General features: G+C 60.9%; 13 protein-coding genes and 1 pseudogene. 5 read left to right on the top strand and 9 right to left on the bottom strand.

The genetic code is table 11. The annotated features are described in order from the left end of the window. Positions 1-66 precede the first annotated feature (66 nt). Positions 67-1,308 carry an acetate/propionate family kinase gene (locus tag P0D80_RS29630; RefSeq protein WP_408289002.1) on the bottom strand — a complete coding sequence of 414 codons (1,242 nt, stop codon included), beginning with the start codon at positions 1,306-1,308 and terminating at the stop codon, positions 67-69. Positions 1,309-2,491: 1,183 nt separating this feature from the next. Between P0D80_RS29630 and P0D80_RS29625 the strand changes: the two genes are divergently transcribed. From P0D80_RS29625 to P0D80_RS29605, 5 genes are all read left to right on the top strand, one after another. Continuing rightward, on the top strand, positions 2,492-2,743 hold the full coding sequence (locus P0D80_RS29625) for a universal stress protein (RefSeq protein ID WP_408288999.1): 252 nt from the start codon (positions 2,492-2,494) through the stop codon (positions 2,741-2,743). A gap of 207 nt (positions 2,744-2,950) precedes the next feature. Then, complete coding sequence (locus tag P0D80_RS29620; protein ID WP_408288996.1) at positions 2,951-3,148, top strand: hypothetical protein; 198 nt, start codon at positions 2,951-2,953, stop codon at positions 3,146-3,148. A gap of 319 nt (positions 3,149-3,467) precedes the next feature. Beyond that, complete coding sequence (locus tag P0D80_RS29615) at positions 3,468-4,418, top strand: universal stress protein (RefSeq protein WP_408288993.1); 951 nt, start codon at positions 3,468-3,470, stop codon at positions 4,416-4,418. Positions 4,419-4,776: 358 nt separating this feature from the next. Continuing rightward, the gene (locus P0D80_RS29610; protein ID WP_408288990.1) at positions 4,777-4,980 is read left to right on the top strand and encodes a hypothetical protein; all 204 of its coding nucleotides are present in this window, start codon (positions 4,777-4,779) and stop codon (positions 4,978-4,980) included. Between the two features lie 635 nt (positions 4,981-5,615). After that, positions 5,616-6,299, top strand: a complete 684-nt coding sequence (locus P0D80_RS29605) for a response regulator (RefSeq protein ID WP_408288987.1) — start codon at positions 5,616-5,618, stop codon at positions 6,297-6,299. Between the two features lie 178 nt (positions 6,300-6,477). Here P0D80_RS29605 and P0D80_RS29600 read toward each other — a convergent pair whose 3' ends face one another. The 8 genes and pseudogenes from P0D80_RS29600 to acsA all read right to left on the bottom strand — a co-directional run bounded on the left by P0D80_RS29600 (position 6,478) and on the right by acsA (position 13,690). Beyond that, positions 6,478-6,813 (bottom strand): hypothetical protein, encoded by a 336-nt coding sequence (locus P0D80_RS29600; protein ID WP_408288984.1) that lies wholly within the window; start codon positions 6,811-6,813, stop codon positions 6,478-6,480. After that, positions 6,810-8,186 carry an NAD(+) synthase gene (locus P0D80_RS29595; protein WP_408288981.1) on the bottom strand — a complete coding sequence of 459 codons (1,377 nt, stop codon included), beginning with the start codon at positions 8,184-8,186 and terminating at the stop codon, positions 6,810-6,812. Before P0D80_RS29595 ends, P0D80_RS29600 begins: the two co-directional genes overlap by 4 nt. Before the next feature lie 210 nt (positions 8,187-8,396). Continuing rightward, a complete protein-coding gene (locus tag P0D80_RS29590) occupies positions 8,397-8,657 on the bottom strand; it encodes an acyl carrier protein (protein WP_408288979.1) in 261 nt (86 codons plus the stop codon). Beyond that, positions 8,654-9,235 carry a 2-oxo acid dehydrogenase subunit E2 gene (locus P0D80_RS29585; protein ID WP_408288976.1) on the bottom strand — a complete coding sequence of 194 codons (582 nt, stop codon included), beginning with the start codon at positions 9,233-9,235 and terminating at the stop codon, positions 8,654-8,656. The genes P0D80_RS29590 and P0D80_RS29585 overlap by 4 nt, the downstream gene beginning before the upstream one ends. 178 nt (positions 9,236-9,413) lie before the next feature. Then, positions 9,414-9,746: pseudogene (locus tag P0D80_RS29580) on the bottom strand (biotin/lipoyl-containing protein); the annotation flags it as partial. 187 nt (positions 9,747-9,933) lie between these two features. Then, positions 9,934-10,908 (bottom strand): alpha-ketoacid dehydrogenase subunit beta, encoded by a 975-nt coding sequence (locus tag P0D80_RS29575; protein WP_408288973.1) that lies wholly within the window; start codon positions 10,906-10,908, stop codon positions 9,934-9,936. Next, positions 10,905-11,927 carry a pyruvate dehydrogenase (acetyl-transferring) E1 component subunit alpha gene (gene pdhA, locus P0D80_RS29570; RefSeq protein ID WP_408288970.1) on the bottom strand — a complete coding sequence of 341 codons (1,023 nt, stop codon included), beginning with the start codon at positions 11,925-11,927 and terminating at the stop codon, positions 10,905-10,907. Before pdhA ends, P0D80_RS29575 begins: the two co-directional genes overlap by 4 nt. Then, a complete protein-coding gene (gene acsA, locus P0D80_RS29565; RefSeq protein WP_408288967.1) occupies positions 11,924-13,690 on the bottom strand; it encodes an acetate--CoA ligase in 1,767 nt (588 codons plus the stop codon). Before acsA ends, pdhA begins: the two co-directional genes overlap by 4 nt. Positions 13,691-13,920: the final 230 nt, after the last annotated feature.

Raw genomic sequence — 13,920 nt, 5'->3', positions numbered from 1 at the left:
ATGTCTCGTGCGTTGCGGTGAATTCCGCGTTTGGTGAAGAACATTTACTCAACGACGGAACGCGGATCAAGCGGTCGTGTCGTTGCTGAAATCCAGGATTTTAAGCGCACCGCGTGCAGCAACCCATGCCTCGTTAGTCGGCTCAACCAGGACGTTGACGCGGCTATCGCCGGTCGAGATGGTCGGCCGGTTTGCATTGTTAGCCGCGCTGTCCAGCCTCACGCCGAGCCATGTAAGCGCCGCGCATACGCGTTCGCGCAACGGCGCGCAGTGTTCGCCAACGCCCGCAGAGAACACCAGCATGTCGAGTCCGCCGAGTATCGCAACGAGCCCACCAATTTCGTGAACGATCCGGTGGACATATAGCGCAAGCGCATCGCGCGCGCGCATATCCTGGGCTTCCTTTTCAAGCAATTCACGGGGGTCATCCGAAAGCCCGGATACGCCCTTAAGGCCCGCTTCGCGGTATAGCAGCGTAGCGAGGTCCCTGTGGGACATGCCGTGCACTTCCATCATGTGCAGGATTACACCAGGATCGAGCGCGCCGCAGCGGGTACCCATCATCAATCCGTCGAGCGCTGAAAAACCCATGGTAGTGGCGACGCTGCACAGATCTTTCAGCGCGCAGAGGCTTGCGCTGCTGCCCAAATGCGCCATGATTACCCGTCCACGCGCAGCATCGCCAAAGCGCTCCGCGATCACAGTGGACAGATAGTCATACGACAGACCGTGAAATCCGTAGCGGCGGACGCCGGCTTCGAACCACTCGAGGGGCAGCGGCAGCAGTTGTTCGCAGCGCGGCAGCGTGCGGTGGAACGCAGTATCGAACACAGCGATCTGTGGGATGCCGGGTAGCGCACGCCGCAGCCACTCGATCGCATCGACATTGTGGGTCTGGTGCAGAGGGGCGAGTGGAATCAGGGTGCACAAATCGTCGAATGCCGCCTCGGTGACGAGCATGGGCGCGCTATATCGTACGCCGCCGTGAACGACGCGGTGTGCAACCGCGACAAGATCGATAGTCCGGCGCCACCCGTCGAGCCAATCCAGAATTGGCGCGAAGGCGGCACGGTACGGATTTGCTCCCGTTTTGGGCAGGGCTCGCGGGGTCTGGTCTCCGGCGAACAGGATCGACGGCGCGCTGCCAATACCGACAATTTCGCCGGCGGACAGTGGACTCCGGGGCAGCTCGCGCAGGTCTGGCGTGTGTGCAACCACATGCGGACATGAGAAAAGCGCGAACTTGATGGTCGACGATCCGGCGTTGATGACAAGGACGGCGCGGGTACGAGAAGGCGGATTCGGCATTGGGGGCCTCGGTGCGACGTGACGCGACGCCGGTTGCGCATCCATGGGCGTACTCACTCACGTCAGGATTTGCACGGTGAGCCGGCGAGGGCGCCGACTAAACATCCGGACAAGTCGACATGCGCGAGCTGATCGGCGTGTCGGCAAAGTCAGGCCATCACAACAGTGTGTCGGGCTGCGCTGAATGCCGGTTGACGCAGGTCAAGCGTTGGAGCTTGACTCGAGGTGGTAGCGTCGATCGTCGGTAACCTGTCGGCACGCCAGCGCTGCCTGGCAATGCGCAGCCCGCAATTATTGCTCGGCGCCTGCTCGATCAAGGCCTGCTGTCGTCCGTCCGGAAAATGGCTTCGCCAGCCAATCAGGAATTGCCGATGCTATTGCATCGGCGGGACGAATCGGCGGCTCACGTATCGGGAACCAGCAGTACGGCACATACGAAGGGAGGCGTGCGCGACATGCATCCACCGCCGGGCACCGTTGTTAGCACGGTCGCCGATGCGAACGATGAGCCGCTGCAATGCCAGCTACGTGTTACTGGCTGCGGTTGTGGATGCGGCGGTGAGAACATGAGGGTGTCTGCTGAGATCGATGGGGTGCTTCGATCAACGCAACCGTCTTTATCAGAGATGAATACCGCAATGGGCTCTGCGCTGAACTCTGGCAGGCGATTGCATGCCCCGTCGCCACGCTGTGGCTCAAAGCCAGACCGGGCAACTCTTATGCGTAAATATTTATAACAGACGCCACTGATGGGACAACTTGATCTGGATCATCCAGATACCGACCGGTCAGGATTTACTATGTCCCACGTGGCAAAGCGGGATCGCGCACCGGAGAGATGCATGAATTCACTCAAAGCGCTGAGGTCGGACGTCGAACAGGCGCCGCATCGGGGGCCGCACCGCCCAGCGGGGCCTATCGACGGATCGTCACTCGGTGCCTGGGATGGAAGATTTCCGGCCGGGCTCATTGATTATGGTTCGGCATGGGCGGATGGCGACACCGTTCTGCATGTCATCGCAGCGTTCGCACCCCCTGTCGACGGCAACTCGCGCCCTGGCAACGCGGATGAAGTGCGCCTCGCCGGATCTTCGTTGCAAGCGACGACAGCGATGCGTCGCACGCAGCTGTCAGCGAGGCTGCCCGCATTGGTGGAGGGCGCGCAATCCTGGGGGTCGGCTACGTGGCATGTTCGCCGCGGGAAAGATTCGATCCGGCAGATCACGATGCCGTGGTGCTTGAGGCTGAACACGCGGGCGACAACATCGGACACGCTATCGGGCGGGCCGCGCAGGAATGCCACGCGGACCTGCTCGTGATTGGCACACATGGTAACCGGCCGACCGGAAAATGGCGCTTCGCCAGCGTTGCCGGGCAGATTTCCGCGCTTGCAGTATTGCCGCTGCTGCTGGTGCCGTATGCGCAAGATATTTGATAGAAGAAGTGGCAAACCGTCAGCCCAGCGAGATTGGCCGCCTATACCACCCGGACCGTCTCAGCCGGGTTTGTGTCGCTATTGCCAATTCAGACTGTGATGCTTTGAGTGGGCTTGCGGAAACTCGTCTGGAGTGACTTTTCAGGTCCTCCGGTCGATCGTCACCATCTGCTAGTTTCATCAATCGGATTACCACGGAGACGAATCATGTTGAGTCCACACGAGTTCGCCACACTGATGCTGATCAAAGCTGGACAGCCGTCGACCTGTCTCGATCGAGTTGAACTGGATGTGCTGCATCAACGGCAACTGATTACGCTGGAACGCAAGCGGAGCGAGTACGTGCAAGCGCGGTTGACCGCGCGGGGTGATTTCATGCTGAGGGCTGTGACGCAAGTTCGCTAGAATGGTTCTGCCAGTGCTGCAAGAAAACGCTTTGCGCGATACCCGCCAAGGCGGGTCGAGCCGGAGTCGGCCTGGCTTTCTGCGAATTTGAGCGCGCTGACACGCAAACTGGTTTGACCTTTGTCAACAACGGGGAAACACGTTAATCCAGACTCGATACATCCACCATGCGCCATTGGCCACAGAAGCTTCGCGCCCCGGGCTCAGGCGCAAGTTAGATAGTTGAACGGGTTGCTGACGTGTGTTCTTGCCGATCCTTCGACAGATAGCGCAGACTGCCCGGACTCCAGCGTGGGAGAGACGGTATGGAGCATTCGCCATGAAGCCCGCCAGTGCAGAGCACGTTGGCCACGAAGCCGCAAGCCGCATTCTGCTTGCAGTGGACTCTTCATCCGCCTCTTTGCGCGCTGCGCACTATGTTCGGACTATCGCGCTACCACAGGCACATGTACGGATCGTGAGCGTAGCTGAAGACCCCTACAGGCTGATTCCGCTGGATCCGCTTGTCGGCATGGATCTCAGTTCGGTGCAAGCCGCACTTTTGCGCGCTGCCGAAGAGGCCGTGATCCAGGCACAGACCATACTGTCAAACACCGGGACCGTCGTCGACGCGAAGGTTATCGACCTTTCGAGGCGAGGTGGGGACGTGACATCCGTGTTGCTTGACGCCGCCCGGACATGGCAGGCGAGCCTGCTGGTCGTGGGGACACGTCAACACCACGGATTTCTTGCCTGGCTGGAAGGGGCCATATCTGAACCACTGGCGCGACTGTGCCGGTGCGCTATTCTTGTCGTGCCTGCATCCTATGAAAGAGAGGTCGAGCAAGGTCCGCGGCGAATACTCTTCGCCGTCGACGGCAGCGCGCCATCGCAGTGCGCGCTCCAGTACGGTGTGCAGTTCGCGCGACCTCAGACCTTATTGCGGGTCGTACACGTGCTTGACCAGCCGGTGGATATGGGCGATTTCGTACCAATTGCTCTATTCGAGGACGTCCTTGTCAAAAAGGGCGAAGCAGCGTTAGCTGCGGCTGGGACGACGCTTGCACGCTTACGTATCACGGCGGAGTCCGCAATGATCAGGACAGATAGGACTAGCTACGATGTGTCCCATGTAATAGTGAAGGAAGCTGATCATTGGCGCGCGGATCTTGTCGTCATGGGTACGCACGGTCGGCGTGGCCTCTCGCGTTGGCTGCTCGGCAGCGTGGCGAGCCGCGTGCTGCGCATTACGCACGTGCCCGTGCTACTGGTCCACCCGGTCGATGGCTGACTATCCTGACAAGCCCGCCACATGGCGAGCAGTATGGCAACCACGACCGGCCCGACGAAAGGTCCGATGAAGCCAAACGCCTTGACGCCGCTGGGATCAGCGCCGCCAGCATGGTGACGACTGTCAGGAGCAGCGGCGGCCACCACGCAATCCCCCAGTTCTGCGAGCGCGCCTTGCACCGTCGCAGTGAGTAAGCACACTTTGGAGAGTTTTGATGAGCAGGAAATCGTTTTCTGACTACGCCAGCGACTCGAACGAGACAACGGAACAGGCGTTGGTGGCATTGACACTACAGATCAGGGAGTTCGTCTAGGCCAGGTCGCTAGATAGCCGGTTTGCTGCGAAACTCGTAAAGCGATTGAAGAAGGAAGCTGATGCCATTTCTCAAAGCGGCAATGCGACGAAGCTTGGGCAGAAGCAGCTAAAGAGGGCTTTCGACTCGGTGGACGAAGTGCTGCGTTACCACGATGCAGCATTGTTAGTCACGGCCAACGCGGCGCTGCGCGAGACGGACAACACCGCCGGTAGTGAGAAGCCTCAGCAACAGCCAACGGAGGGCTGACCAGGCCTCTGCCTGTCAAAAGCGTCCAGATTCCACGGGCAGATACGGTCGCTGACAACCAGGTACATCCTACAACGAGTGCGTTTATCTGAACGTGCTGTGGAAATGAATGCGCTGAGGAAACGGAGCTCGCATCTCCTCGGAAGCCTCGCGCGTCCTCCTCGAAATGCCTGGCCGGCTGACTCAGGGCGTGAAGTGGCCGCCCCCCTTCTGCGCACGTATGCCTGGATTAGCCGAAACGTCAAAACCATCGCAGCAATGTCACACGTTCATCATTCGTCATACTTCGCACTGCGACCGGATTTACCGTCGGAGCTGATCGGTTCCTGTGAGAGATGGTACGGGGACGGTCAGATCACGAAAGTTGCTGCGCCGTATTCGACGGCGGAAGCAGATCGATGACACTCCGTGGGGTCAGGCAGGTGCTGGCCAAGAAGTAGCGTCCGTTCTTCAAAGTCCGATCCCGTTCCGGCACGCGAGATCAGGCCGCTCGCTTGCCCCCGAGGCATCTTATTGGATTGCAATTTGCCCCAGCGGCTGCAAGAAAAGTAATTTTTCACGCGAATGGATCGAATTTGATCGGTATCTTCGCGTTACAAACGACCAGTCGACATGCACCCGCGTAGGAGCAAAACTTGAAAAATGTCTTCCTTCAGGTGCGCGCCATGATCAAGGTCGCGATTTGCGATGCATATCTCGCCACGGGGGATAGGGTCCGGAACGAACTCGCGCGCAGTGGCGACATCGCGTTCGTCGGCAGAGCGTTTGATAGCGACATCATGACGCTTATTCGCTCGACGGAGGTCCACGTCCTGGTGCTGGCATTTGCAGCGCCTGCTGACCGTGGACTCGAACTCATCAAGCGGCTCAGGAGCGAGAAGCCATTACTACGTATTGTCGCCCTGACAGCCTATTCAACCGAAACCGGGGATGCTATCCGAGCGTTCCGGGCTGGCGCGTCCGGGTTTCTCATCAGATCGAGTCCACCCGAGGAGCTTCTTCATGCGATCCGCAAGGTCGCGTCAGGCGGAATCTATGTCGGCTTGGGGACGCCGGTGGACCCCACGGCGAGTTCTGACGAAGCGGCCGGCACCTCGCCGCATCTGCGCCTTTCCGATCACGAATTCCACGTGTTTCTCCGCATTGCATGCGGGCAAGCACTGCCAGAAATCGCGGAGACCCTTGGCACGGACGCGACGGCCATCTGCGAAGAACGCGCAAACATTCTCCAGAAGATGGAACTGCCGAACGACGCGGCCCTCACGCGCTATGCCGCGATACGCAAACTTATCGCAAGGGAATACTTTCGAACCCGCTGAAAACGGAATGGTTACCTTGCAACAGTCGAGTTTTGATTCCGCGCCGCTTCTGGAATGTCTGGCCAATCGCCTTGTAAGACGTCGTGCCACGCAGTCCATGCGAGGAATGCGAGTTTGGACGGGCGGTAGCCAAAACGCAGCTCGTAATACAGATTGAAATCCTGCAGCTCGTATGGTCCTACGATGTCCTCCGAACGTTGTGCGGGTCCGGCGGTGCTGATTCCGGGAATGAGTTCGGGACTGATTCGGTGTTCAGTACATCCTGCAATATCACCTGGAGTTTCTCGCCGCCGAAGCGTGAACGGGACGTCCAGCGAATCAGGTGCGGGATGAGCGTTTTAGGGATGCCGGCATTGACCGCGTAGTGAGACATCTGATCGCCGACGCCATATGTACACCAGCCAAGCGCGAGTTCGCTCAGGTCGCCTGTCCGGACGACAAGGGCGGAGTGCAGATTGGCCAGCCGGAACAGATGGCTGGTCCGTTCGCCCGCCTGCACGTTTTCGAACGTCACATCGTGGACCGCTTCCCCCCGGGAAATGGATGGTCGATGTCTTTCAGCATCTGCATGCAGGCAGGGCGGATGTCGATTTCGTTCACCTGGCAGCCGAGCGTCCCGATCAGCTGCCGGGCCAGACTTGCCGTCCGTTCGCTCGTAGCAAAGCCGGGCAGCATGCAGGCAATGACATGACTGCACGGTCGATGCATCATCTCCATCGCCGCTACACAGACGAGGAGCGCCTGAGCGGAGTCGAGTCCCCCAGAGACGCCAATCACCAGTTTCTCCACGCCAGCGGCCCGCATACGCGTAACGAGTCCCTGAACCTGTATCTCGCAGGCTTCGCGGCACCGGGCATCGAGGGTTGCCGGGTCGGAAGGCACGTAGGGGAAACGGTCGTAGCTGCGCTGCAAAGGTAGGTGACTCTTTCGATCAATGGCTGCGTCCACGCGTATCGTCCTGAAAGCCGTGCATTGGTCGCGGTGCCGTTGCGCTGACTGGCCGACGCTCGTTTGCCGCATACGTTCCGCGCTGAGCCGGTCGAGATCCACGTCGGCGGTGATGAGTTGCGCCGTATCCAGGAAACGATGGGTCTCCGCGAGTGCGGTCCCGTTTTCATAGATCATGCCGTGCCCGTCCCACGCAAGGTCGGTCGTAGACTCGCCGGATCCTGCCGCACTGTATGCGTACGCGGCGAGACAGCGGGCCGACTGACCGCACACGAGTTGTCGGCGATAGTCCGCCTTGCCGATTGTTGCATTCGACGCCGACAGATTGATTAGCAGCGTCGCGCCGGCGAGCGCCACAACGGAAGAGGGGGGAATTGGCACCCATAGGTCTTCGGAGATCTCGACGTAAAAGCGCAGGAGCGGCTGCTCGTCGATCTCGAACAACAATCGGTTTCCGAACGGGATTGAAGACTGGCCGCACAACTCGATGTCATCCTTGAGCGCAAAGTCTCTGGGAGCAAACTGGCGACCTTCGTAGAATTCCCGGTAGTTAGGCAGATAGGTTTTCGGCACGACGCCGAGTATGTTTCCGCGGTAGAGGATGGTTGCGCAGTTGAACAGCAGGTCGCCGATCTGAAGCGGCAGCCCCAGCACGACAATCGATGGAAGATCGCAGGAGGCCGCAAGTACTAACTTTAGCGCGGTCTGGCACGCGTCGAACAGCACCTGCTGTTGCAGGAGGTCGTCGCAGGACCAGGCGGAGAGGCCCAGTTCGGGAAAGATCGTGACCAGTGCATTGCGTTCAACCGCTTCCTTCAGTAGAGCGATGGTCTGATCCGCGTTGAACGCGGGATCGGCCACCTGCACCAGGGGCGTTGCAACCGCAATACGCACGAAGTCATGGCTATGAAGATTTAAGAAGTTGGGGGTCGTTTTCATGACACGGGTCACCGCGTTCAGGTTCTGGATTTCGCACATCGATGGCGCATTCTCCCGCACGGTCAATGGCGCGCTTCGTGGCGATCAGGCAATTACTTTTGTCTGACGCGGGACGTTTATTGCGCCTCCGTTTAAATACGTCACTGCCGATCGCGTGGGGTATTCCGTGAAAATTCCTGTGGCTGGCGTCATGAAGCGTGGGCGTATTCGTCAACGTTTCTGCTGCAGCGTCTGCGCTTTTGCAACGTAGGCCACCACGTTATCAAGGGTTGTCAGACGAGCATAATCGGATTCGGGAATCTCCACCTTGAGCTTTTCGTGCAGACCCAGCAAGAAGTTGAGCCAGTCCATGGAGTCAAGGTCCACCTGAGCGCGCAACGGCCGGTCGGTGCGCAGTGAGCGCTCTTCGATCTCCGGCGCGATCGATTTTAATGTGCTAAGGACTACTGTGCGGATGTCTAAATCGTTCATCGGGACAACTCCTCGGGATGCTGCAGTGTTTCGCGCAGCTCGATCAGGAAGCGTGCGCCGCGATGGCCGTCCGAGACGCGGTGGTCTGCCGACAGGCTGGCGGTCACGGCAGGCACCACCTTCAGGCCGCCGTTCTCGGCCCAGGGCTGCTCCATGATCCGGCCGAAGCCAACCAGCGCGACCTGAGGCGGATAGATGACGCCAAAGACCTCGGTCGCGCCCTCGTCGCCGAGGTTCGTCACTGTTACCGTGGGCTCGGACATCTCGGAGCTTCGCAGTGAACCGGCGCGGCAGCGCCTCACCAGGTCCGCTAGCTCCAGCATCATTTGCGTCAGCGGCTTCGTATCGGCATCCAGCAGTGCAGGCGCAATCAGGCCGCCCTGGCGCAGGGAGATCGCCACGCCAACGTGAACGCTATCCGCCGCATGAAAGATACCCCCGCGGCAAAAGCCATTCAGTTCGGGGAAGCCTTTGAGCGTGACAGCGACGGCCTTGAGCAGCAGCACGGCAGGCAACAGGCGCTCCGCCATGGAGCGCCTCGCGTTCTCTGCTACGAGCCAGGCGAGCGCCGTTCCCATCGGAATCATCTCGGGACACGTAGTAGTGGGGTATTTCGCGCTTGGACCGCTCCATCGCGCCAGCGATAGCTTTCCTCATTTCCGCGGATTTGTCGCTAGGCATGGGGCCTGCTGCCTGGGTCGTCGCCCGCTCGACATCATCGAGCGTCACCGCGCCACCTGGCCCGGTACCCGCAACGGTGTCGATATCGATACCGCATTCCCTGGCATGCTTGCGCGCTGCGGGAGAGATCTTTCGGCGCGACGTTGCCGACAGCGGCGTAGTAGCACCAGGAGGCGTGCGCACGCGTCTTGTGGCGCCGGGCGCTTCGCCGGGTTCGAGGAAGGTTGCCATCAGCGTGCCCACCGCGAACTTCTCGCCTGGCTTGACGATCAGCTCGTCGACGGTGCCTTCCTGCCAGCTTTCGACATCCACTGCGGCCTTGCTCGTGTCCACGACGGCGATCACTTGCCCTTTCTTCACCGTATCGCCGGGCTTCACCTTCCATTCGAGGAGTGTGCCCGCGTCCATGTCCGCACCCATGGACGGCAACTTGAATTCGATCATGCTGTTTCCTTCCGGGAGCCCGAACGGCGTGGGCAGGTTGCGTTACGATGGCAGCCGCGCAGGACACCGACGCGTCACGCGATCCGGTGGTCACCGAGGTGAATATCGGTTCTGCCTCGTCCTGACAGGGAGGGTGGGGCGAGCAGGGCATTCATGCGAACAATTGTTTCGCTGTGACGATGATTTTGTCGACCTGGGGCAACGCTGCCTCCTCCATATGTTTCGCATAGGGTATCGGCACGTCTTCCGAGCATACCCGCGCCGCCGGCGCATCGAGCTCGTAGAACGCCTGCTCGACGATGCGCGCCATCAGTTCGGTGGCGAGGCTGGCGCTGCGCCAGCACTCATCGACGATCACTGCTCGGCGGCACCTGGCCACCGACGCCATGATTGTCGCGTCGTCCAGCGGGCGCAGAACTCGCAAGTCGAGCACCTCGGCCGAGATGCCATCCGTGGCGAGCGCCTCGGCAGCCTGCACAGCTTTAGGGAGCGAGCCGCCATAGGCGAGGATAACCACGTCATTGCCAGCACGGCGCACCTTCGCGGTGCTGATATCCACGCCTGACACGTCGGGCAATTCATCCTCCATGTTGTAGAGCCCTGCGTGTTCGAAGATCAGGACCGGGTCGGGATCGGCGAGCGCCGGCGCCAGCATGTGGCGGGCATCCTCAATGGTGGCCGGGGCAAGCACCTTGATACCCGGAATGCCGGCATACCAACCTTCGAAACTGTGCGAGTGCTGGGCTGCCACCTGGCGCCCGGCACCCGAGGCCATGCGCACAACCAGCGGCACGGAAAACTGCCCTCCGGACATGTGGTGGTAGAGCGCAGCGGTATTCACGATCTGGTCGAGCGCCAGCAGGCTGAAGTTCACGGTCATTACCTCGACGATGGGCCGCATGCCACCCAAGGCCGCGCCGATGCCGGCACCCGTGAAACCGAGTTCGGAGAGCGGTGTGTCGCGGATGCGCTCGGGGCCAAACTCGGCAAGCAGTCCCGTGGACACTGCATAAGTGCCGCCGTAGCGGCCCACGTCCTCGCCCATCAGGAAGACCCGAGGGTCGCCCGCGAGCGCCTCGCGCAAGGCCTCGCGCAGCGCTTCGCGATAGCTGAGACGCCGGCTCATGGAGCTGCTCCCGTTGGCGTGTATACGTCCTTCAACAGGTCTTCGACTTGCTCCCACGTGCCGGCCTCGGCAAACGCAACGGCCTTGGCCACTTCATCATTCACCGCGGCATCGAGGGCGAGAAATTCCTCCTCGCTCAGCTTGCCATCGGCCTTCAACCGTGCGGTAAAGGTGTGGATTGGGCCGCGCGTTTTCCACTCTTCCACCTCGGCTTTCTGGCGGTAGAGCTCAGCGTCGTACATCGAATGCGCACGAAACCGGTAGGTGCGCAGTTCCAGAAATACCGGTCCCCCGCCGCTCCTGACGAGCGCTGCTGCCTGCTTCGCCGCGTCGTGTACCGCGACAATGTCCATGCCGTCTGCCGCCACCGCGGGCATGTTGTAAGACGCGGCCTTGATGCAGAGGTTGGTCTGGGATTCATAGCGCTCCAGTGCCGTACCCATTGCATAGAGGTTGTTCTCGCAGCAGAAGAGCACCGGGAGCTTCCACAAGGCAGCAAGGTTCATGGATTCGTGGAATGCACCTTCGGCCATCGCGCCGTCGCCGAAGAAGCACGCGGTGACACGTCGGCCGGCTTGCATCTTCTCGGCAAGCCCGAGTCCCGCTGCCACCGGCAGTCCGCCCCCGACGATCGCGTTACCGCCGAACAGCCTCGTCTTCCGGTCGAACAGATGCATGGAGCCACCGTGCCCGCGAGCGCAGCCTTCCCGTTTGCCATACATCTCGGCCATCAGCACGCCCATGTCCATGCCGCGCACCAGCGCGTGGCCGTGTTCGCGGTAGGTGGCGACGATGTTGTCCTCGGGTGTCAGCGCGTGTAGCGCGCCGACACCCACTGCTTCCTCGCCGATGTAGAGATGCAGGAACCCGCGTATCTTGCCAGCGCCGTACAGTTCGGCACATTTTTCTTCGAGCCGGCGGATGCGCAGCATGTCGCGCAGCAGGCTGAGTGCGAAGTCCTTATCATAAGGCACCGGGCCGCTCGGCGGCGGCGGGGCTGGGTGGTCGACGGGTGTCATGCGTCGGTTTCCAGTGTCGATGTATCGCCTTCGGGCAAGCCCAGCTCACGAGCCTTCAGCAGCCGGCGCATGATCTTGCCGCTCCGTGTTCGCGGCAGTTGTGCCAGGAAGGCGATCTCCTTCGGCGCAACGGCTGCGCCGAGGCGTTTTCTCGCGTGGCCCAGCAGTTCCATGCGTAGCGCTTCGCTCTGCTCGAAACCTTTGTTCAACGACACGAAAGCCTTGACCACTTCGCCTGCCACTGGGTCCGGCTTGCCGATCACGCCGGCTTCGGCAACGGCTGGATGCTCCATCAGTGCGCTTTCGACCTCGAAGGGACCGATCAGGTGGCCCGCCGACTTGATGACATCGTCGGCTCGGCCGACGAACCAGTAGTAGCCATCAGCATCCCGCTGCGCCAGATCCCCGGTCAGGTACCAGTCGCCGGCAAAGCTTTTGCGGTAGCGCTCTTCGTTGTTGAGATATCCACGGAACATGGATGGCCAGCCACGTTTGAGGGCCAGTTCACCTTGCTTGCCAGGCTCGTTGATCACCTGCACGCTGCCGTCCTGCTGCCGCTGTACGATCGCCGCTTCGATACCCGGCAACGGCCGGCCCATCGAACCGGGTTTGATATCGAAGGCCGGCGTGTTGGCGATCATGATGCCGCCGGTTTCCGTCTGCCACCAGTTGTCGTGGATCGGTAGGCCCAGCGCTTCTTTGCCCCACCAGACCGCCTCCGGATTCAGCGGCTCGCCAACACTGGCAACAAAGCGTAGTCGCGGAAATGTGTACTTCTTTGCGACGTCGGCGCCAGCCCTCATCAGCATGCGGATCGCCGTCGGCGCTGTGTACCAGATGCTCACCCCTTCGTTCTGAAGAATGCTGTACCAGCGTTCGGCGTCAAACTCTTCGCGATCGACGATCGAAGTCACACCATGGAGCAGCGGGGCGATGACGCCGTAAGAAGTGCCCGTTACCCAGCCCGGATCGGCGGTACACCAATAAGTGTCCTCGGCATGCAGGTCGAGCGCATAGCGGCCGGTAGCCCAGTGAGTCGCGACGGCGGCATGCACATGTACCGCGCCCTTGGGCGTGCCGGTTGTGCCGCTGGTGAAGTGCAACAGCGCCATGTCTTCCGCTGCGGTCGGTGTGATCTCGCATGCGTCCGGCGCGTCTGACATCAGCGTCGCCAGATCGAGCGTGCCCGGCACGGTCGTGGTGCCGCCATCTTCCGCTACCAGCAACACGTGCCTCAGGCTCGGCATGCGATCGCGCCAGCTGGCGACCTTGCGATCATAGAGCGCGTCCGTTGTCACCAGTACGGTCCCGGCGCCGAGATTGACGCGCGTGGCGATGGGCTCGGGGCCAAACGCCGAGAACAGGGGCGAAACCACGGTACCGTTTTTCAGGCTGCCGAGGAGGGCGATGTAAAGCTCCGGGATACGGCCCGCGAGAATGAAAATCCGCTCGCCCTTGCCGACGCCAAGGGCACGCAGCACGTTGCAGAAGCGGTTGGTGAGGGCGGACAGTTGCCCGTAGCTGAGAACCCGAGCCGGTGCACCGTCGACAAGGAACCGGAAAGCAACTTTTTCGCGCAAACTGCTGGAGGCATGACGATCCACCGCCTGCCATGCCATATTCAATTCGCCACGCGGCTCGTCCGACAATGCGTTAGCCACGGCCTCCCAAGAAAAGTGGTCTCGTTCGCCTTCGTAATCGGCGAAGTTGGGCGCGGCCCGCAGATCAGCGGCGGTCTTACAGATGATCGATGACGAGTCCATCTTTCCTCTTTCTGGAGGTGCACCCCCGCTGCGGCGCTGCCGACCGTGAGCCGACGGCCTGAGGAGCGTGATCGTGTCAGTCGAAGGTTATGACCATGCAGCCAGAACCATTCATTAAGTCTAGGTATGGTCCCAGGTCGCTCCTTGACATGCGTCAAGCCCGATTCACCGGCAAGGGACCTCCGCGATCAAGGGCGTTGAGGACGGCACCATGGCGCGACAGACGAGGC

It is taken from the genome of Paraburkholderia sp. RL17-373-BIF-A, assembly GCF_046030175.1.
In the GTDB taxonomy this organism is placed as follows: domain Bacteria; phylum Pseudomonadota; class Gammaproteobacteria; order Burkholderiales; family Burkholderiaceae; genus Paraburkholderia.
Note: the sequence above shows the minus strand (reverse complement) of the source record. Positions and strands in the feature narration are given on the sequence as shown.

Excerpts from the sequence above, each read along its gene's own strand:
- P0D80_RS29630 (WP_408289002.1), bottom strand. The coding sequence starts at position 1,308 with ATGCCGAATCCGCCTTCTCGTACCCGCGCCGTCCTTGTCATCAACGCC.
- P0D80_RS29620 (WP_408288996.1), top strand. The coding sequence starts at position 2,951 with ATGTTGAGTCCACACGAGTTCGCCACACTGATGCTGATCAAAGCTGGA.
- P0D80_RS29615 (WP_408288993.1), top strand. The coding sequence starts at position 3,468 with ATGAAGCCCGCCAGTGCAGAGCACGTTGGCCACGAAGCCGCAAGCCGC.
- P0D80_RS29595 (WP_408288981.1), bottom strand. The coding sequence starts at position 8,186 with ATGAAAACGACCCCCAACTTCTTAAATCTTCATAGCCATGACTTCGTG.
- P0D80_RS29590 (WP_408288979.1), bottom strand. The coding sequence starts at position 8,657 with ATGAACGATTTAGACATCCGCACAGTAGTCCTTAGCACATTAAAATCG.
- P0D80_RS29585 (WP_408288976.1), bottom strand. The coding sequence starts at position 9,235 with ATGGGAACGGCGCTCGCCTGGCTCGTAGCAGAGAACGCGAGGCGCTCC.
- P0D80_RS29575 (WP_408288973.1), bottom strand. The coding sequence starts at position 10,908 with ATGAGCCGGCGTCTCAGCTATCGCGAAGCGCTGCGCGAGGCCTTGCGC.
- pdhA (WP_408288970.1), bottom strand. The coding sequence starts at position 11,927 with ATGACACCCGTCGACCACCCAGCCCCGCCGCCGCCGAGCGGCCCGGTG.
- acsA (WP_408288967.1), bottom strand. The coding sequence starts at position 13,690 with ATGGACTCGTCATCGATCATCTGTAAGACCGCCGCTGATCTGCGGGCC.